Raw genomic sequence first — 20,116 nt, 5'->3', positions numbered from 1 at the left:
CGCTTTAGTGTAAACGAAAGGACTCTTTCAAAATGAATAAGGGAGAACAGAAAAAAACAAATTTTAAAAAATTCCAACTCATTTTATTAGGTTTAAATATTCTTTTTGTTACGGAATTTTTGTTCATACTCTTTTCAACCGAACATTTTTATCATTATTTATCTTTCACTCATTTCCTACTATTTATTATTTTGTATTTTGCAATTACATTTCTTGCTAAACATACTCATGAATTGGGACATTTCGTTTTAGGAAAGTTAATTGGTTATCAATTGATTTTTTATCGTAATGGAATTTTTGAATGGCGTAAACAAGACGATAAATTAAAGCTAGCTTTTTATATCAATCCTCGTTTAAGGTGCTGTTGCTATATGCTACCCAAAACGCATCAACAATCCTATAAACTGCGAATGATATGGTACTCGGGCGGTATGATTATGGACTGCATATTTTTAGCCGCTATATTTTGCTTTTTGCTATTTACTAACTTTTATTATCATCCTTTTATCTTCTTTCTTCTTGCAACAGCAAATTTGGTTTATGAAGTTCATTTGGCAAAACATATCCTTCCTTATACTGATTCTCTTAAGCCTACTGATGGTGAAGTAATATTGGGGCTAATTCACCAAGATACATTTGCAAAACAAATACTTGCTCTAGATAATATCACCATTCAGTTAACCTACGAAAAGCGTCCAAGAGATATTGAGTATGACAAACAATTATTTGAAAGCAGCCATAATGGTTTTCAATACTTTTCTTACATATTATTTGTTTACTACAAAGCACTCGACAGCAATGATACCGCTTTGATGCAAAGCACAATTACTTATATTGAAGCCCATATTCAGCAAATTACTGTTTGTCAACTACCCATTTTTTATTACGAACTTGTATATTATTACAGCGCCATCAAATTAGATATTGATAAAGCACAATATTACTATCAACCAATTAAAACTATGTTACAATTGGATCAAGACATTAATGGATATCGAGTTTTAGGCAGCTATGAATACTTTATAAAAAACAATAAAGAAAAAGCATTGGAATGTATTGCAAAATCAATTATATCAACAAAAAAATTCACTTCTAAAGGACAGCTCATGATGGAAAAAGATTTGATTGCAAAATTGCAACGTCAGATTGTAACGAATTGATTTTCATCAATTACACGAGGTAAGCAATGAACAAAATTAAAATTCATGAAAATTATTTTGAAAATGAACAATTAAGAAACAGCTTTAATCAGTTAGCAATGAAAACATTTGGACTTGACTTTGAACCTTGGTATCAAGAAAATGCATTTTGCCAAAAATACATCCCATTCGCTTGTGTTCTGGATGAACAAGTTGTTGCTAATGTATCTGTGAATAAGTTTCAATTAGTTATGAACGGAGCTATAAAAAACGCACTGCAATTTGGTACGGTTATGACAGACATTGAACATCGTAACCAAGGCCTTTGCAAACAACTAATGAAACATATCTTGAAAAAGTATGATAAAGAATATGACTTTATGTTTTTGTATGCGAATAATACCGTTTTAAACCTTTATCCAAAATTCAAATTCCAACGCATTCAGGAATTTCATTATCAAATTAACGCCACAGCAATTAAGCGAGTTCCTTCTATGATTCATTTCTTAGATGCAACCAATCCGATTGATCGTGATCTCATCATCAATACTTGCAAAAATCGTAAACCAGTTTCAACAAAACTTGGAGTGCTCAATGATGATTGGCCTTTGATTTACTATGCATTTAGTGAGGATTGGGAGCAATATTATCTTCCAGACGACCATATTTTAGTTTTAATCAGTCGCCAAGAAGGGGTACTTCATATTTACGATATCATTTCTCCAAATGAGTTTCGATTAGATGATGTTTTAAAAAAGATAGTGAATCAAACAGATGAAATGGTTCAATTACATTTCGTTCCCGATCAAAGTAACTATGAAATTATCAAAACGCCATTCATAGATGATGACGATGCTTTATTTATACGGTCGAAACATCCATTATCCAGTGATTTTTTATTTCCTAAAACCTCAATAACATAAAATCAAAACCACTAGTGAACTAGTGGTTTGCTCAGACCCTAGAAGGGTCAACTCGTGCTGACCCCTCAAAGGGGTGCTGAAAGTTTGTCATCGCATCACAATTACAGGCAGCCACTATAAGTGGCTGTTTGTTTTTTGCCCTATTTCACTTGATTACCCGTAAACGGGTCCGTATATTCTTTAAATGAAATTTGGTCTTTTGCATAATCTTCTTCTAATTGGTTTCGAATGTACTCTGCTATTTTCTTTTCATTTTTTCCTACTGTATCTACAAAATAACCTCTACACCAAAAATTTCGTGATCCATATTTATATTTTAAATTTGCATGCCTATCGAATATCATCAGTGCACTCTTACTCTTGAGTGTTCCTACAAACTGTGATATACTCATATACGGTGGAATACTTACTAACATGTGTATGTGATCTACACATGCCTCCGCTTCTATTATTTCCACTTTCATTTCTGTGCATAATTTTCGAAATATTTCACCTACATCTCTTCGCAAATCTTTATAAATTATTTTTCTTCTATATTTTGGTGCAAACACTATATGGTATTCGCACCTATAACTTGAATGTGCTGTCTGTTTTACTTCATTTTTCATTGCTTAATTCCTCCTTGTTATCTTTGTGATACGGTCGCCAAACCGTCACTATTTTAACATGGAGGTTTTATTTTTGCCAAGGCTTTTTTACCTACCCCTGGTAGAACCAGGGGTTTTATTAAGCCTAAAGGCAACAAAAATAAAAAGGCTTTTCAGTGATACTGAAAAGCCTTTTTTTGTAATCTATACTTCTACTTGCATAGTGTCGTAGGATACTAAAAATCCATACTTGCTTGCTGCTTGTTCAATTTCTTCATGACTTAAGAATTTACAATTATGAGAAAAATGATGTACAACAAATTTTGTATCTGGTTTGGTATATCCGCCATCAATTAAACGTTGTTTTACCTTTGCACAACACTCAATTCCCATATGATTTCGTTCAGATTCCAATTTTCCATGATTGCAATCTAAGCTTACTAAATCTAATTTAAATTTCTTTAAAAATTCCCAAACTTCTTCTTTTAAATAGCCTGTGTCATGAGCATACAACAAACTTTTTCCGTCTTGATCGACAATTACATAAATAAAGCATTTTTCTAAATTACTGTGATCTGCCACCATTGGGTAAACTGTATAATTTGCTATTTTGTATGGTTTATATTCCTCCAAAACATGCATTTGTACTACAGTTTCCAAACTTTCGTTATACGGTAGCTTATGTAGATCATCAAAAAGTTCTTTTACTCGCTCATTACCATGTAAATTCAACATATGCGGTGCACGTACAGGACAATAACCAATTTGACGATTTGCTAAATCTTGAACATATAAATGGTCCTCGTGTGCATGTGTGACTACAATATCTGTAACCTTGTCTAAATCCAATCCGTAATTTAACACATGCAAATAAGTATCTGGTGGAAAATCCAATAGCAAGTCGTCATTTACTAAAGCTTGACAACGAGTACGAATATCCTTTCCTTTTAGCTTTCTTGCTGTTTTGCAAGAGTCACAATTACAATAGAGTGCTGGCCAGCCTTCAGCAGCGGCTGTTCCAAAATAAGTAAGCTTCATGGTTTTCGTATCCCCTTAACTTTTATTTTTTTATAATAGCATGCGTTAAGAAATAATCAACAATTACTTCATACGCTGTTTTATTGTAATGTAATCCATCTCCGGAATCAAATCGAGAGTCCAATGCATTATATTCATTCTTTAAAGCTTCGTTTGTTGCCATATAATATAAACCTTTTTTCTTTGCCAATTCGTACAATCGATCATTAACCCTATCAATTTTATCATTTGTAACTTTATTTGTTCCGTCATAGTTAACTGATACCGGCATAATAGATTCAATTACCACAATAGAATTTGGAGAACGCTTCATTATTTCATTAATGAATGTTTCATAAGATTGCATAAACGTATCCTCGCTCATCCATCCAACTCCATTCACTCCAAAGTTTACAATCATTATAGAAGGGGCAACTGTTTCTACTGCTTTAGGAATAGTTACTGATTTATAATCTTGCAGTTTTACAACTTTATCTGTCATTGCCTGTTCGTGATTTAAGCCATTTTCCGCAAATATTTGGTTTTGCGGAATATTTGCATGAGTTTTTAGTGCTACAGTTCTTGAGTCACCAATGAAAGTTAACTTATCTAGATAACTATCATTTGCCCTTTTCGTTGAGGATAGTCGTGTTGAAGGCTGATTAGTCTTTTTTCCATATGTTAAATTTGGACTTTTTTCACGGTTATCTTCATATACTATTGTGCATCCTCCAAAGCAAAATTTATTACCGCAATATTTACAAGTAGGCATACACATGAGTAGAATTAAACTTGCACTAAGGGATACAACAATAATTGTTACATACATCATTATTTTAACTGTTTTAGACAAATTACAACAATCCTTTAAAATCAAATCTTTGTTCACGAAAGGAATCTGTAAAACAAACTTGATGTCAACCATATTTTACACATTTCACAACCAGTAAACATTATCATACAAAAATATTATACCACAAAAACTCCATTTGTCTATGTTAGAGTTGATTAAAAATTGTGATTGATGTGTGAAAATGTGTGTAAATTGTCGATTCAAGTCGTTCAAATGGTCACTTTTAATTGATTGAACCACTTGTGTTCTTCATCAAACTAAGGATTATTTTGTGAAAATATTACATATATCTGTCGTTACAGTTTAAAAAACAAATCCAATCGTTCGCCTATTTTGTGAAATCCAATCTTTTGGTACATATTTTTTGCAGTATCCTCTTCGTCCGTTACCAAATAAATTTTATCACAACCAGCTTTAAGTGCGATATTGATTAACGATTTTAAAATTGCGGTACCAAATCCTTTCCGTTGCTGGTTCGGAATAACTGTAAAATCCTCAATTTTAGCCGTATTCTTATGTACAAATAAATCACAATTTCCTACAGGCTTTCCGTTATAATAGCACACATAGGAATTAACTCCATCATCTGATAAATACACTTTACTACGTCGATAACATCTTCGTTGACAAAAATGTTTTCCCAGAATCTCTTCATCAAGCTGTAAATTACAGTACAAAATATCCTCTATCATGTTCTGGCTAACCACTTTTTCAACATAGCAATCATCTCTTCCTACCATTTTAGGAAATTCAGAGATGTCAAATAGATAAAATCCGTTTCTGCTCACATCCGGTTTTTCGTTGAAGGATGTGAGTAAAGAATTATCATAGTTATCCCATATAAAAACATTGCAAAAATCTTTTTGTTCTTGCTTTCTGATTTGAATTTCAGTTTTAATAATATCAATAAGGTTTGTTTTGTTGCTTTGCTTGATATTCGTATAATTATGATAATACATATCTTCTAGTTCGCTATCACGAATACGAATTACAGTTTCGTCTTCGTATAAATGACAAAAACATTTTGCATATTGCGTTTCACAATTTAATATTTGTGTATCCATACTAATTTGTCCTCACTTAATTGTTCATTTATCTTTTTCTTGTATTGATTATAGCATAATTATGTTTGTTTTTTTAGATAAAATGGTATTTCAAAATCTAGCTAATATAACAAAATCATTCTAAGCACAAGGCTTAGAATGATTGCTATTAATCAAACATATCTTTTATTTTATCAAAGAATCCTTTTCGTTTTTCATATTGCTTATCTGTTAAAGATTCTTCAAATGATTTCAGCGCATCTTTTTGTGTTTTGTTCAATCCTTTTGGCACTTCAACAGTTACTTCAACAAATTGGTCACCATTTCCTCTACCATTTAAGCGTTGTACACCTTTTCCTCTTAAACGGAATACTGTTCCTGGTTGCGTGCCTTCTGGAATTGTATATTTTACTTTTCCATCAATCGTTGGAACAGTTAGCTCATCGCCAAATACCGCTTGCATATATGTTACAGGGATTTCACACCAAATATCATAACCATCGCGACGGAATAATGTATCAGGACGAACAGTAATTGTGATATTTAAATCACCAGCTGGGCCACCATTGATTCCATTATCGCCTTGACCACGAAGTGCTATTGTTTGACCGTCATCAATGCCTGCCGGAATGTCCACAGAAATTTTCTTGGTTACCCTTACACGTCCATTACCGCCACATTTTGTACATGGATTATTGATTATCTTACCTTTACCACTACAACGAGTACAAGTTTTTGAAGTCGATATAGCACCTAACGGTGTTCTTTGTGTAACTCTTACTTGACCGCTTCCGCCACATTCAGGACAAGTTTGGGCTTGTGTTCCTGCTTGTGCACCACTACCATGACAATCCGGACAAGAATCCATCTTTGCAATTTCTATATCTTTTTTTACACCCTTACAAGCATCAAAAAAACCGATTGTATAGCTTGTATGTAAGTCATTGCCTCTTCTTGGTGCATTTGGATTTGCTCTTCTTGATGAACCACCAAAGCCGCCACCAAAGAATCCTTCAAATAGATCTCCTAAATCCCCAAAATCGAATCCGCCGCCAAAACCACCAGCACCAGCACCGCCAGCACCAAAGTTTGGATCTACGCCTGCATGACCAAATTGGTCATAACGTGCTCTTTTTTGACTATCAGATAATACTTCATAAGCTTCATTTACTTCTTTAAATTTACGTTCTGCTTCTTTATTATCAGGATTTAAATCCGGATGATATTTTTTTGCTTCTTTACGATACGCTTTTTTTATTTCATCATCATTGGCGCCCTTTTGTACACCTAAGACTTCATAATAATCTCGTTTATTTTCAGCCAAGCTTGTTCCCCCTTAATGTCTTTCGACCTAAACTCCTGATAAGGGCGGATGAAAATCCGCCCTTTCAGTGAAATTATTATTTATTTTCGTCGTCTTTTACTTCTGTGAAGTCTGCGTCTACATAATCAGCATTTCCGCCTGTTGTATTAGTACCACCGTTATTTGATTGACCGCCAGGTTGTTGACCTGCAGCTTGTTGTGCTTGTGCGTATAACTTTTCAGAAATTGCATAGAAGTCTTTTTGTAGTTCTTCTTGTTTTGCTTTAATATCATCAATATTGTCGCCTTTTAATGCAGTTTTTAGAGCTTCGATTTTAGCGTTGATACCGTTTTTCTCAGCCTCAGTAACTTTATCGCCCATTTCTTTTAGTGCTTTTTCACATTGGAAAATCATTTGGTCAGCGCCATTGCGAATATCAACTTCTTCTCTCTTTTTCTTATCTTCTGCAGCAAATGCTTCTGCATTTTTAACAGCTTGATCAATATCTTCTTTAGACATACTTGTTGATGAAGTAATCGTAATTTTTTGTTCTTGACCTGTTCCTAAATCTTTTGCTGAAACGTGAACGATACCGTTTGCATCAATATCAAAAGTAACTTCGATTTGTGGAACACCACGTGGAGCAGCTGGAATACCATCTAGACGGAACATACCAAGAGTTTTGTTGTCTTTTGCAAATTCACGTTCACCTTGTAGAATATGAATTTCAACAGAAGTTTGACCGTCTGCAGCAGTTGAGAATACTTGAGATTTCTTAGTCGGAATAGTTGTATTTCTTTCGATAATCTTAGTAGAAACGCCACCCATAGTCTCAATACCTAAGGATAATGGAGTTACGTCTAATAATAATAGACCTTTTACTTCTCCACCAAGTACACCACCTTGAATTGCAGCACCTAAAGCTACACATTCATCAGGGTTAATACCTTTAAATGGATCTTTTCCGATTAAGCCTTTTACAGCATCTTGAACAGCAGGGATTCTTGAAGAACCACCAACCATCAATACTTTATTTAATTCAGAAGCAGAAAGGCCGGAATCTTGAAGAGCTTGACGAACAGGGCCCATTGTTGCTTCTACTAAATCAGCAGTTAATTCATTGAATTTTGCTCTTGTTAATGTCATATCTAAATGCTTAGGACCAGTTGCATCAGCAGTAATAAATGGTAAGTTGATTGCTGCTTGAGTCATACCTGAAAGCTCAATTTTTGCTTTTTCTGCAGCTTCTTTTAAACGTTGTAATGCCATTTTATCAGCTTTTAAATCAATTCCGTTTTCACGTCTGAATTCGTCTGCTAACCAGTTTACAACTCTTTCGTCGAAATCGTCACCGCCAAGTTTGTTATTACCTGCAGTAGCTAAAACTTCTTGAACACCATCGCCCATTTCAATAATGGAAACGTCGAATGTACCGCCGCCTAAGTCATATACCATAATTTTTTGATCTTGCTCTTTATCAACACCGTAAGCTAATGCTGCAGCAGTTGGCTCATTGATGATACGTTTTACATCTAAACCAGCAATTTGGCCAGCATCTTTAGTAGCTTGACGTTGTGCATCAGAGAAGTATGCAGGAACAGTGATAACTGCTTCAGTAACTTTTTCGCCTAAGTAAGCTTCTGCGTCTGCTTTTAGTTTTTGTAAAATCATAGCAGAAATTTCTTGTGGTGTATGGTCTTTTCCGTCAATCGCTACTTTATAGTTAGATCCCATATGACGTTTGACAGAGCTGATTGTTCTATCTGAGTTTGTAACAGCTTGACGCTTTGCAACTTGACCAACCATTCTTTCGCCAGTTTTTGAAAATGCAACTACGGATGGAGTTGTTCTTGCACCTTCAGAGTTTGCAATTACAACTGCTTCGCCACCTTCCATTACAGCTACACATGAGTTTGTTGTACCTAAGTCAATACCAATAATTTTTCCCATAAAAATTTTCCTCCAATAATATAAGTATAAAAATTTGTTTTTATTTTAAGGATTTGCAACGACAACCATCGCATGACGGATGACTCTGTCGCCAATTTTGTATCCTTTTTGGAATACGTTACATACTGTGTTTTCACCAAAATTTTCGTCTTCTACTTGATTGATTGCGTTATGAAACTCCGGATTAAATTCTTGATTTAACGCTTCTATTTCTTCAAGGCCTTGCGCCTTTAATGCTTCTTGCATTTGCGTAAAAATCATTTCCATGCCTTTTTTAAATTCAGCATCTTGGCATTCAGAATCCAACGCGCGTTCAAAGTTATCTACAACGCTTAAAATCCCCTTTAAACACATTGCTTTTGCATAAATTGATAGTTCCTCTTTTTCTTTTTGCGTTCTTTTTTTATAATTATCAAATTCCGCAAACTGTCTGAGTAACTTTTCATTCAACTCTTTGTTTTCCTCTTGTAATTTTTCTAATTCAACTGATTCATTGGTTGGTTCTTGCTTTTCAACCGTTTCTTCTGCTTGCACTTCCTCTACAACTTCTTCAGGATTTTGCTGTTTTGCCTTAGCCATCTAATCGTCCTCTCTATTTTGTTTGTTATAATCTATTACATCGGTCAACAATTTTGTGACACTCTTGGTTACATATTCGATATGTGGAATTACTTTTGCATAGTCTACACGAACAGGTCCTATCACTCCAAAGGAGCCAACCTGTTCTCCATGCATTTTATAAGGAGAAACAATCATACTGGAGTTTGTTACTGCAAAGCTTTCGTTTTCTTTTCCAAAAACCACAGAAACACCATCAAAAGCAGACGATAACAAATAATCCAACTGATTCTTATGTGTTAAAAGTGTAACCACTTCTTGTGAATTCAGTCCGCAAGTAGAAAGTAGATTTTGCTCTCCATGTACATTAACATCCGCTTTGCTCATCTCTTCGCCAAGCTCATAAACTGCATGAAGCAATGGAGACAACGACATCATGTATGCGCCGAGAGCGATCGCCAAATTTTGAAGCATTGCAGGATTCAACTTGTCAAGATTAATTCCTGTTAAATTCTCGTTAATAAACTTTGCGAAATATTCTAGCTGTTGGTTGGTTAAATCAAATTCCATTCTGCAAATTTTATTTTTTATGGAACCTGCAGAGGTAATAATCAATAGCGCATAGAGCCTGCGACCTGCCGGGATAACTTCTACCCTTGTTATTACTGAAAAAACAGGCATATTACTTTTGGAAACAACTGCAAGTTGCGTTAAATCAGAAAGTACATTTACAGCTGTATCAACAATGGCATCAGCGGTTTGCAGCTTTTCTTCGTTAAGCAAACTATCAATCAATTTTTTTTCTTTCGTAGAAAGCGGTTTTGGTGCCATTAAGTTATCAATATAAAACCGATAACCTAAATAAGTCGGAATACGTCCGGCGGAAGTGTGGGGTTGCTCTAAAAATCCTTGTTTTTCTAAAAATGCCATATCGTTTCTAACCGTTGCCGAAGATACATTCATATTTAAACAATGTAATACCGCATTTGAGCCAACCGGTTCACCCGTTTTGATATATTCATCAACGATTGCAGATAAAATACACATTTTCCTTTTATCGATTGTCAAATCCCCGCCCCCTTTCCAAACATGCTCTTACTAGCTTTACTTCTCATTCAGAATAGAAACTTAGCACTCGCGATTTCGTATCGCTTTTATTATATGCTAATTTTGATGTTTTAGCACTCTATATGTTTGAGTGCTAAATATAATGTACCACTATCTTATTGTGATGTCAATATCTCTTAGGCTAAAATTTGTAAATATAATTTTAATAAAATGTGAGCAAACTCAGCAGTAATTTGAATAATCCTTTCAATCTAAATTCATAATTCATTGCACAATCAAAATGAATGTGTTATAATATAGATAAAATTAGTATATTAAGGAAGCGTGAAAATAAATGAATGGCATTTCCCTTATTTCAGCTCATGTAGAACACTCTCATGCCGGCCATCATCATGGTTTTGTTGGAGAATGGTTAGAACATTTAATTGAACAGCTACCATTTAGTGGAAAAGCAAATGAATGCTTAAGCCATATAATAGTAGATACATTAAATGTGTTTTTTATCCTTATTGTTGTTATGTTAGCGGTTTTTCTATTAACAAGTTATATTGATCTTGAAAAACTTCATAAAAAGCTTGGCTCTTTAAAAAGCATTTGGGGATTCGCTCTTGCTATTGTAATTGGTATGTTATCCCCTTTTTGCAGCTGTAGTATTATTCCCGTTTTGATGGGCTTTCTTTCAATGGGTGTTCCGGTATCAGTTTGCCTTTGTTACTTAACAGCTTCGTCAATGATTAACATTACTGCATTGTTGTCGCTTTATGCAACTACCGGCCCTAAGTTTACGTTGTATTATGTTATTGGTTCACTGTTTATAATCATCGTAAGCAGTATTATTTTCTCATTGTTTAAATTAGATAACAGCATTAGCTCCTATCATGCACATCATCATGACAGCTTCCATAAAAATCAGTCTTTCAAAGAAAGGCTTAGTTCTGCCTTTTCTTGTACAATGGATGTACTAAAACGCTCTGCTTTATATATTGTGTTTGGTGTAGTACTTTCTTCTGTTTTAATGACATTCTTTGATATTGAATATCTATCTCAGTTAGTAAATGAAAACAGTGCAATTTCTACTGCTATTGTAAGCTTTGTTGGTATTCCAATTCATTCAGATATCTTCTCTATTGCGCCAATTATTACATTGCTTGCAACACTTTCTCCAAGTGTAGCGTTAACATTTACGCTTGCTACTATGGCAATTTCTTTACCATCTATTATTATCCTATCAAGAGCAATTAAACCGAAAACGGTTGCAGTTTATTGTGGAGTTATCATTGGATTGGTATTGATTGTTGGATATTCATTAATATTGATTATGTAGTAAATTTATATTGACATAAAAAGCTAGGAAACTGCAGCAGCAGTTTCCTAGCTTTTTTCGCTGTTTTGGTGTTAATATGGTGTATCAATGATGCCAGAATACCGTTAAAAGGGGCGAACCTGTGTGTTCGCCTGAATAAAGATTGTTCACAGATAAATTCAAAGCATTCTATTCAAAAATACACCATACAGTACTAAGATAAAAATTGTAATAATAACACTAAAAACGATACTAGTAATAATGATGGATTTTCCTAATTGTGCTCTGTCTTTAGCAATATAAATGCAACCTAGAATAATACCGAGTAAAGGAACTAATGCTGAAACAACATATTGCCATATATCATTGTTATTGGAACTAGATATATAAGAAACTTCCTTTGAGTAAACTGAAAGTGGTTCTCCACAATCTTCACAAAGTAAAGTTTTGCTATCATAAATTCGATTGCATTTTCTACATATTTTATTATAGGTGTTTATAGGACCTAGTGAAGCATTACATCTCCAACATTTTGTCAGATTTTCACCATTCAGCTCATTACAGTTAGGACAAGTTTTCATAATGACAGCTCCTTATAACAAAGCAATTATAGATATATTATAGCAATAAATACAATATATAGCAACTAAGATTGATGAGTTAATACTATTAAAAAGTAGGAAAATAATAACGGTGTATCAATGATGTCGCATCTTACAGATAGATACCGTTGATAGGGGCGAACCTGTTTGTTCGCCTTTCAGGCAACCTCTTCGCCACTGCTGTGGCACCTCTCCTAAAGGAGAGGCTTAGGAAAAAGCCTTCCTCTTAGAGGAAGGTGGCACGCCAACGGCGTGACGGATAGAGTAAGCTTCCGACCAAATTTAAACTGGATGAAAAAAGAGACGGATATGGAATCCGTCCCTACTTTACTATTACAACCATTATTATATCATTCTCTAATAATTACCGTATTCGTTGTAAAATCTAAATTACATGGCTGAATATTTGGCTGCACAAGAGAAAAAATATCGGTAGCTTTGATATCGATATCTAATGCATGTGGGTTTTGGTCTTTTAGTGTTGCAAATTTAGTTTCAATTGGAATTGTAGTCGTTTTCTTTGCACGTCTTAATATTTCCATGCCTTTTTGATTACACCCAAGTACACGCACATACTGTGGTGGTATTGCTTGAATTTCTTTTGTAATACCCAACAACGCACAATATGCAATACGTCGAATTCGAGCTAGAGTATATCTTTTTGTTTTCACCATATCATAAAACTGTTGTAGAGTTGTTGCTTTTTGTGAAGCTTGATATAGTCGGTTTTCTAACCCTTCGGAAACATCGGGCAATCTCAAAAAATCGGTTTTATCCATTGTTCGTAGCTGGTATAATAAAAGCGTTTCCAGCTTTTGTCGGTCAACTGGAGAAAAACCTCGTTCGATTTCTTGCTTGAGAATTTCATATGCAGTTGTCGGCATATATTGTGCAATCTTTATGCTTTCCTTTTCATGCATGATTTCACGCAAATAAGAGGCACTTGCAATTGTTTCACCTGCTGTTTTGCTATCGTGGTCAACCTGCTCCCTCGTAACTGTTATTGCCTCAATAGATGGGTTAATGTTTTGTATTGCACGTAGATATTCAATACCCAAAGAATTGTTTGCCGTTTGAATCACTTTTGCAAAGGTTTTGCCATGCAATATGGTAATGGTTTGTTCTAATGCCTTAGGATAGGAAACACCTCTTGATAAATGCTCTTTCATCAAATTACTTGTCTCTGCTTCAACAATAAAGTTTGCAGTTTGCTGTAATAAAGAAACATCTCCACTTTCACTTCCAAAGCTCAGCATATCAACATTCAGTGTGTTTAAAATAGTTACTCCTGCTTGTGCAAACGTTTGTGCTGAAGAAAGTGCATATATCGTTGGCAACTCAACAACAAGATCTACTCCATTCATCAAAGCAGCTTTTGCTCTTGCCCATTTAGAATAGGATGCAATATCTCCCCTTTGAACAAAATGCCCACTCATCACTGCTACCACATGTGTTGCACCTTGACTTTTGGTTTGCTCAATTTGATAAGCATGACCATTATGAAAAGGATTGTATTCTGCGATAATTCCTGCAACTTTCACAAATACAATCCCCCTCTCAATACTCTTATTTATTTGTTGTCCTGCTAGACGTTTTATTGGTTGTCCTATTTGTTGTTTTACTTGAAGTTTGGCTTTCAGTCTTTTTAATTACTACTTTTTCAGGATTGATATCATTATAGATAAAATCTTTAATACGTTCTCCTGTTGCCTTTACATCTAAATTTAAACATTGTGTTGAAGAATTTACCCAAATTACACCATTACCAATTAAATCTTCATTTCTTGGGAAACGTGCTTCTTCAAACGTTACATCACGAAGCATAATACTACCTAAATCCACAATTTCTCCAAAGCTTAAAGAGGTTTCAATGGTTGGAAGCAATTTTCTTGCAAATTCAGGATACTGTAATTTATTCATTTTCAATGCTTTATTAAATATTTGATGCAATACCTCTCTTTGACGATCTGTTCTTTCAAAATCGCCGTTGCCAACGTGACGAATACGTGCATAAGCTACTGCTTGTGTTCCATTTAATGTTTGTAGACCTGGTTTTTCAATATTCACCACATTTAAATTAGCAACAAGAGATTGTTCCCATATATATTTATTGGTTTCCACTCTTTCAATTTCTGAAACGTCAACTTCAACTCCGCCGACTGCCTCGATAATTTGAGCCATCTGTTGAAAGTTTACTGTTGCATATTCTTGAATATTCAGCCCAAAATTTTGGTTCAACGTTTTTACTGCTAATTGTGGACCCCCATAATAATATGCTTGGTTTATTTTATATTGATCATGGCCTTCTATTTTCACAAGAGAATCTCTCATTATAGATGATAGCTTTATTTTGTTATGCTGTTTATCAACACTCAAAACAATAATGGAATCGGAGCGAAATTTAGTTTCATTATCTCTTTTATCTACACCAAATAAAGCAATGTTTGTAATGGATGTATCGTTCTTATCATCCGTCATCGCTTGACTTGTAATTCCTAAATCCTCTTTTTTTAATTCTTTATGATTTAATTTACTATAGATATTTACAAAATAAATACCACCTATCGCAATAATCACAAATAATACCGCTAATATAACATTTAAAACTTTGATTTTTCTCGTTCTTTTACGCTTCATACAATACACCTATATTTTCTTTAATTCTTTGATTATATACTTTTCATATATAAGTTTGGCACTGTATAGCTTACACTTTTTTCAACAAAATATCAAGTTAATATTTTGTAACAATATTTTTGCTTTAACTGTTTGAATATGACTATTTGTAATATACCTAATTAAGCGGTTACACATTGATAAATTATTCATATTTGGGCTTGATATTTTTCGACATATGTAATATCATATAATGTGGCAGTTAATTATACAAATATGCTTTTATGCTATTTATACAATTAACATATCTTGTATTTGGAAGGACGAAACGAATGAAAATTCTAGTTATCAACGCAGGTAGTTCATCCCTAAAATATCAATTGATTGATATGGAAGATGAACATGTAATCGCAAAAGGAAACTGTGACCGTATAGGTATTGACGGTGGCTGTATTACTCACAAATTGGCAAACGGTAAAGTTATCACCGAAGATTGTCAATTCAATGACCACGCTGACGCTTTTAAAAAACTAGTTGAAGTTTTAACAAAAGGCTGTGATGCTGTTGTTAAAAATCTAAATGAAATTACTGCAATCGGACATCGTATTGTTCAAGGTGCAGAACATTTCTCTGAATCTGTTTTAGCTACAGATGAAGTTGTTCAAAAAATCGAAGATATTTCTGATTTAGCTCCTTTACACAATCCAGGACATGTACAAGCAATCCGTGCTTGTAAAAAAGTATTCGGTCCTGATGTTCCTGAAGTTGTTGTATTTGATACAGCATTTCACCAAACTATGCCTCCTAAAGCATATATGTTTGGTACTCCATATGAATATTATGAAAAATACAATGTAAGAAAATATGGCTTTCATGGTACTTCTCATCGTTTTGTTAGCAATAAACTTGCAAAATGTTTAGGCAGAGATTTAAAAGACTTAAAGGTAATAACTTGCCATTTAGGCAACGGTTCTTCTATTGCTGCAATTGATCATGGCAAATGTGTTGATACTTCTATGGGATTCACTCCACTTGATGGTATCCTTATGGGAACACGTTCTGGTTGTATTGATGCTTCTGCAGTTTTATACATTATGGAAAATGAAAAATTAACTGCAAGCGAAATGAATATGATCTTAAACAAACAATCCGGTTATCTTGGCGTTTCCGGAATTACTAGTGACGATCGTGATTTAAGAAAAGCTGCTGCAGAAGGTAACAAACGTGCAAAACTTGCTGGTGAAATGCAACGTTACCATATTAAAAAATATATTGGTGCTTACGCTGCTGCAATGGGTGGATTAGATGCAATCGTATTCACCGGTGGTATTGGCGAAAACTCTGCTTCTTTAAGAGAAGAGGTTTGCGACCATATGCAATTCCTAGGTATTGAATTAGATACTGATAAGAATATTATGTGTAATGCACAAGAAGTTGAAGTATCTATGCCATATTCTAAAGTTAAGGTTTGGATTATTCCAACAAACGAAGAATTGTTAATTGCTCGTGATACCAAAGAAATCGTTGAAAAAATCAGATAGTTTGATTCTATAAAAAAGGACTGGAAACAGTCCTTTTTTTAATTAATATAGATTAAGCACATCATTCAAGATGCTTTGCTAAAAAGAGACAAGGGTTTGCTTCATCCCAGTATAGTGGAAATACCTCTAATGGAGTAAAACCAAGTTTTTTATAAAACTTTCTTGTTTTCTCATATGGTTCATACAATACGGAATCATCTAATGTCTTAACGGTTAAATACTGAAAACCATTTGAAACACAAAATCTCTCTGCACGCTCAATTAGTATCGTTCCAACTCCGTGTCTATGATATTCCTTCATTACTCCCATAACACAAACTTCTGCAGTAAACTGATTATGCACTTTCACTGCTACAAATCCAATTGGGTTATTTTGCTCAATGGCTATGTAAAAAGGCATACTACAAACTTTTGACACATAGTCAACAATGGATTCTTCAACGCCAAACCATTCAGGTAATGACTGAGAATTGTATTACATATTTTTGATTTGTTTTCATTATCAAAGACTTCAACTATCTCCATTTGTACCTCACATAATAGCTTTTTGCAACTTAATTGTTTTATATTTCACTCGCTGCATAAAGCTAAATTGTATAATTTAATTGATGCCAATCATTTGCAAATAAATATTTTTCATAATATATTCTCATATCATCATCGCATAAAGATAAGAAATCATAGGTTGTAGCATTTTGTGTATTTTGATATTTAGTAAAGACTTTTTTCAATAAATCAAATACTCTTTTATCCCCAAATATTTTTTGAGCATTGATGTGCATTATTGTAGGTTTTATATAATGATTTAAGTATCTTTGCTGTGATTGATAATCTGTATCAACAATAGAAACATTATCGTTTGATTTTGTTATTTCTTCTATACAATTGGAAATATACTTTTGAGCATAAGGTGCTCCATATATATGCTTAGCAGCAACATACGCCGAAAATTCCGCACCACCTTCGTTAATCCAATCGTCGGTTGTTACATTTGCAATTTTCCACCAACCATGGGCAAGCTCATGATAATCATATTTATATTGCTTTTCTTTTTTTCCTAATTCAGCAGAAAGAAAAGTAACATTTCCCCTTTTATAGCCCCAACCTCCCCTTGGGCGAAATACGCTTACAATCTCCGTTACGCCACTTTTCATATCCAGATTGCCAAATGTTTCAACAAATATTTTGTTTGCTTGAATGATATCCTTAGCACGTTGTTCCAATTGTTCAATCATTTCTGACGGACATAAGAAAGTACATTTTACATTGCTTTCATCATATTCATACCGTTCAACCTCATTAGAAGCGAACAGGGCAATATCCGTTTCTTTTTGAACGGAAATGATATGCTCATAATCTACGATCTTACCATTTGAAACAACCTCATAGCCTTTTGGTAGCTTGATATTTAACTCAAAATCAAAATCTACTTCGAAATTAGCGGGTTTTGGATACCAACCGGAGTAGCTTGAGAGTTCAATGATATTTTCGTCAATTTGGTTTATATCTGCAATAATTTCTGGAACAGTTCCTTCATATTCAAATTCTATTTCATTATTTTCAGTATCAAATATTATTGGTCTTGAAACTTTGTCAAATGCAGGATGGGGTTGTTCTTTATTCATATGAAAAGCAATTTTTTCACATTTGGAAGTAGCATTTAAAATAGTAAAATTTTCATTCAAATAAAACTTATTGCTTACACTATTATGTATCATGCCTTTAACATGGATATAATGCCTTATGGGTTCAAAATAGACCTCTAAAAAATACTTCATAATCATACTCTCCTTTGTATTTTAATTGAAATTATTTATTTTTTCAAATTCACTATGATCACAAAATAATTATAACCTTTATTCCATAACAAAACAACTTTAATACCATATTTAAACAAAAATTGTGCTGAAATTTTCTTTAGTGTTATTAACCTAAATATAATAGGTATACCTTTTTCTCTAAATCAATTGACATATTATCAATTTGCTTTTAATATAATAATATATGTCTCATAGTATGTAAACAATAAAGAAAGGACGGTATCGTTATGGAAAAAGGTAAATATGGTATCTATCTTTGGTTTTATGCAGTCATTGCATTTATTCTTGCATTTTTAGGACAATCTCTATTGGGAGGTTTGTTATTGGGCTTTGTTATCGTGGTCGAAAAAAACGATTGGTTAACCAAACAAGTTATACAAGCTTTCTTATTGACTCTTTTCAATTCAGTAGCTCAACTTATTTTAGGTTGGATTAAAATTGGAAGAATCGATTTTTCGGACCACGGACTTCCTTGGATGATATCAAATATTACAAATGGAATTGGTGCTATTGTAAATGGATTTATTGCTTTTCTTGGTGCTATTGTTACCGTTGCTGTACTCGTATTTTGTATCATTGGTATCGTTAATGTTTCAAAAGGTAAAGATGCAAATATCCCTTTGTTTTCTAAAATTGCAAACAGAGCGTTTGGAATTGTCGAGAAAAAAATCTACACAAACTACACTCAGCACAATGACCAGACACCCCCTAATCAACAAAGCTAGCTATAATAGTAAAATGTCGAATGAAGTTTCATTCGACATTTTTGTTTTATCCCTGTTAATCTTCTAATATGTCGTTGTTTCTGCGGAATAATAAAGAAATACACCATATACCCGCAATACCTACTAATGTAAAGATAATTCTTGCAATAATAGAGCCTTGACCCCCGGTTAACCAACCTACAATATCAAAACCAAAGATGCCAATTGAACCCCAGTTAATTGCACCTATAATAATAAGGGATAACGCGATCTTATCTAACATTGAAAACCCTCCATTAAAAATTTCCATCATTTATGGATATCGTTTAAAATTATAAAGAAAATGTTACAAATATATTGTAAACTATATTTCTTTTTTTATTCTTATATGTTAAAATAACTTGTATGTAAATTTTTTGGAGGTAGGAAATGATTTATTATATTATCGGTGGTACAGTGATTCTTTCTGTACTGATCATTATGCTAACAGCTTTTATTAGAAAAAGAAAAATTATTAAAATTGGAAAAGACGGAGAAAAGAAAGTCGCTTCTACATTAAAAAAATATGCAGGTATTCGTGGCTATAAAGTAATTAACGATTTATATCTTCCTCTATATGATAAAACAACTCAAATTGATCATGTTTTAATTGGATTTTTCGGAATTATAGTTGTTGAAACCAAAAACCTTTCCGGCGAAATTTATGGTGATCCAAAGAAAAAAGATTGGCTACACATTATGGGCGAGAAAAAGCACACGTTATATAATCCTTTAATGCAAAATCAAACACATATTGATTGTATTCGCCATTTATTAGGAAAAGAAAACATCTACAATGTTAATATTGAAAGCCTTGTTGTATTTTCCGCAAGAAAAGTAACTTTATTCGTACCGAATAAATTACCTATTATCTATTTCAAAAAATTTAAAAAATACTTAAAACAACCTTGTTTTGAAAAAGATAATGACATAGATATTCAAAAAGTTTATAACGCTTTAATGAAATACAAAGTTACAGATAAAAAGCTAATTGCCGAACACAATAAAAACGTAAAAATTATGGCAAAAAACAATAAGTAGTTACAATT

20 protein-coding genes are annotated in these 20,116 nt (G+C 33.5%); 6 read left to right on the top strand and 14 right to left on the bottom strand.

All coding sequences use genetic code 11. From position 1 onward, the window contains the following. Positions 1-32: 32 nt before the first annotated feature. Both RBG61_RS10885 and RBG61_RS10880 read left to right on the top strand, forming a co-directional pair. Positions 33-1,160, top strand: a complete 1,128-nt coding sequence (locus tag RBG61_RS10885; RefSeq protein ID WP_307943369.1) for a hypothetical protein — start codon at positions 33-35, stop codon at positions 1,158-1,160. Positions 1,161-1,186: 26 nt separating this feature from the next. After that, complete coding sequence (locus RBG61_RS10880; protein ID WP_307943366.1) at positions 1,187-2,062, top strand: GNAT family N-acetyltransferase; 876 nt, start codon at positions 1,187-1,189, stop codon at positions 2,060-2,062. 140 nt (positions 2,063-2,202) lie between these two features. Here the strand turns inward: RBG61_RS10880 and tnpA are convergent, their stop codons facing one another. The 8 genes from tnpA to hrcA all read right to left on the bottom strand — a co-directional run bounded on the left by tnpA (position 2,203) and on the right by hrcA (position 10,442). Beyond that, positions 2,203-2,670 (bottom strand): IS200/IS605 family transposase, encoded by a 468-nt coding sequence (gene tnpA / locus RBG61_RS10875; protein WP_307942351.1) that lies wholly within the window; start codon positions 2,668-2,670, stop codon positions 2,203-2,205. A gap of 183 nt (positions 2,671-2,853) precedes the next feature. Next, positions 2,854-3,687, bottom strand: coding sequence for an MBL fold metallo-hydrolase (locus RBG61_RS10870; RefSeq protein ID WP_307943363.1), 834 nt, complete (start codon positions 3,685-3,687; stop codon positions 2,854-2,856). Positions 3,688-3,709: 22 nt separating this feature from the next. Beyond that, positions 3,710-4,519, bottom strand: coding sequence for an SGNH/GDSL hydrolase family protein (locus RBG61_RS10865; RefSeq protein WP_307943361.1), 810 nt, complete (start codon positions 4,517-4,519; stop codon positions 3,710-3,712). 296 nt (positions 4,520-4,815) lie between these two features. Next, the gene (locus tag RBG61_RS10860) at positions 4,816-5,583 is read right to left on the bottom strand and encodes a GNAT family N-acetyltransferase (RefSeq protein WP_307943357.1); all 768 of its coding nucleotides are present in this window, start codon (positions 5,581-5,583) and stop codon (positions 4,816-4,818) included. Positions 5,584-5,731: 148 nt separating this feature from the next. Then, positions 5,732-6,886 (bottom strand): molecular chaperone DnaJ, encoded by a 1,155-nt coding sequence (dnaJ, locus tag RBG61_RS10855; RefSeq protein ID WP_307943354.1) that lies wholly within the window; start codon positions 6,884-6,886, stop codon positions 5,732-5,734. Between the two features lie 76 nt (positions 6,887-6,962). Beyond that, entirely contained in the window at positions 6,963-8,816 is a 1,854-nt protein-coding gene (dnaK, locus tag RBG61_RS10850; RefSeq protein ID WP_307943352.1) for a molecular chaperone DnaK, read from the bottom strand. 45 nt (positions 8,817-8,861) lie between these two features. After that, on the bottom strand, positions 8,862-9,395 hold the full coding sequence (gene grpE / locus RBG61_RS10845; RefSeq protein ID WP_307943351.1) for a nucleotide exchange factor GrpE: 534 nt from the start codon (positions 9,393-9,395) through the stop codon (positions 8,862-8,864). Beyond that, positions 9,396-10,442, bottom strand: coding sequence for a heat-inducible transcriptional repressor HrcA (gene hrcA, locus RBG61_RS10840; protein ID WP_307943350.1), 1,047 nt, complete (start codon positions 10,440-10,442; stop codon positions 9,396-9,398). It abuts the gene before it with no gap. Between the two features lie 334 nt (positions 10,443-10,776). Here hrcA and RBG61_RS10835 point away from each other — a divergent pair, with 334 nt between their 5' ends. Further along, positions 10,777-11,766, top strand: a complete 990-nt coding sequence (locus tag RBG61_RS10835) for a permease (protein WP_307943348.1) — start codon at positions 10,777-10,779, stop codon at positions 11,764-11,766. Positions 11,767-11,924: 158 nt separating this feature from the next. Here RBG61_RS10835 and RBG61_RS10830 read toward each other — a convergent pair whose 3' ends face one another. From RBG61_RS10830 to RBG61_RS10820, 3 genes are all read right to left on the bottom strand, one after another. After that, complete coding sequence (locus RBG61_RS10830; RefSeq protein ID WP_307943346.1) at positions 11,925-12,326, bottom strand: hypothetical protein; 402 nt, start codon at positions 12,324-12,326, stop codon at positions 11,925-11,927. A gap of 371 nt (positions 12,327-12,697) precedes the next feature. Continuing rightward, positions 12,698-13,888 (bottom strand): nucleotidyltransferase, encoded by a 1,191-nt coding sequence (locus RBG61_RS10825; RefSeq protein ID WP_307943344.1) that lies wholly within the window; start codon positions 13,886-13,888, stop codon positions 12,698-12,700. Positions 13,889-13,913: 25 nt separating this feature from the next. After that, entirely contained in the window at positions 13,914-14,984 is a 1,071-nt protein-coding gene (locus tag RBG61_RS10820) for an LCP family protein (protein ID WP_307943342.1), read from the bottom strand. 311 nt (positions 14,985-15,295) lie between these two features. On the opposite strand from RBG61_RS10820, the gene RBG61_RS10815 reads away from it, so the two are divergent. Then, positions 15,296-16,504 (top strand): acetate/propionate family kinase, encoded by a 1,209-nt coding sequence (locus RBG61_RS10815; protein WP_307943341.1) that lies wholly within the window; start codon positions 15,296-15,298, stop codon positions 16,502-16,504. Positions 16,505-16,565: 61 nt separating this feature from the next. On the opposite strand, the gene RBG61_RS10810 is transcribed toward RBG61_RS10815, so the two are convergent. After that, a complete protein-coding gene (locus RBG61_RS10810; protein WP_307943340.1) occupies positions 16,566-16,904 on the bottom strand; it encodes a GNAT family N-acetyltransferase in 339 nt (112 codons plus the stop codon). Between the two features lie 187 nt (positions 16,905-17,091). Continuing rightward, the gene (locus RBG61_RS10805; RefSeq protein ID WP_307943339.1) at positions 17,092-18,282 is read right to left on the bottom strand and encodes a hypothetical protein; all 1,191 of its coding nucleotides are present in this window, start codon (positions 18,280-18,282) and stop codon (positions 17,092-17,094) included. A gap of 269 nt (positions 18,283-18,551) precedes the next feature. Between RBG61_RS10805 and RBG61_RS10800 the strand changes: the two genes are divergently transcribed. Further along, positions 18,552-19,049, top strand: a complete 498-nt coding sequence (locus tag RBG61_RS10800) for a hypothetical protein (RefSeq protein WP_307943336.1) — start codon at positions 18,552-18,554, stop codon at positions 19,047-19,049. Positions 19,050-19,104: 55 nt separating this feature from the next. Here RBG61_RS10800 and RBG61_RS10795 read toward each other — a convergent pair whose 3' ends face one another. Beyond that, a complete protein-coding gene (locus RBG61_RS10795) occupies positions 19,105-19,311 on the bottom strand; it encodes a DUF378 domain-containing protein (protein WP_307943335.1) in 207 nt (68 codons plus the stop codon). Between the two features lie 146 nt (positions 19,312-19,457). On the opposite strand from RBG61_RS10795, the gene RBG61_RS10790 reads away from it, so the two are divergent. After that, the gene (locus RBG61_RS10790) at positions 19,458-20,108 is read left to right on the top strand and encodes a nuclease-related domain-containing protein (RefSeq protein ID WP_307943333.1); all 651 of its coding nucleotides are present in this window, start codon (positions 19,458-19,460) and stop codon (positions 20,106-20,108) included. Positions 20,109-20,116: the final 8 nt, after the last annotated feature.

The organism is Paludicola sp. MB14-C6, from assembly GCF_030908625.1.
GTDB lineage: Bacteria > Bacillota > Clostridia > Oscillospirales > Ruminococcaceae > Paludihabitans.
The sequence above is the reverse complement of the archived record's forward strand: the minus strand, read 5'-3'. Positions and strand labels throughout refer to the sequence as shown.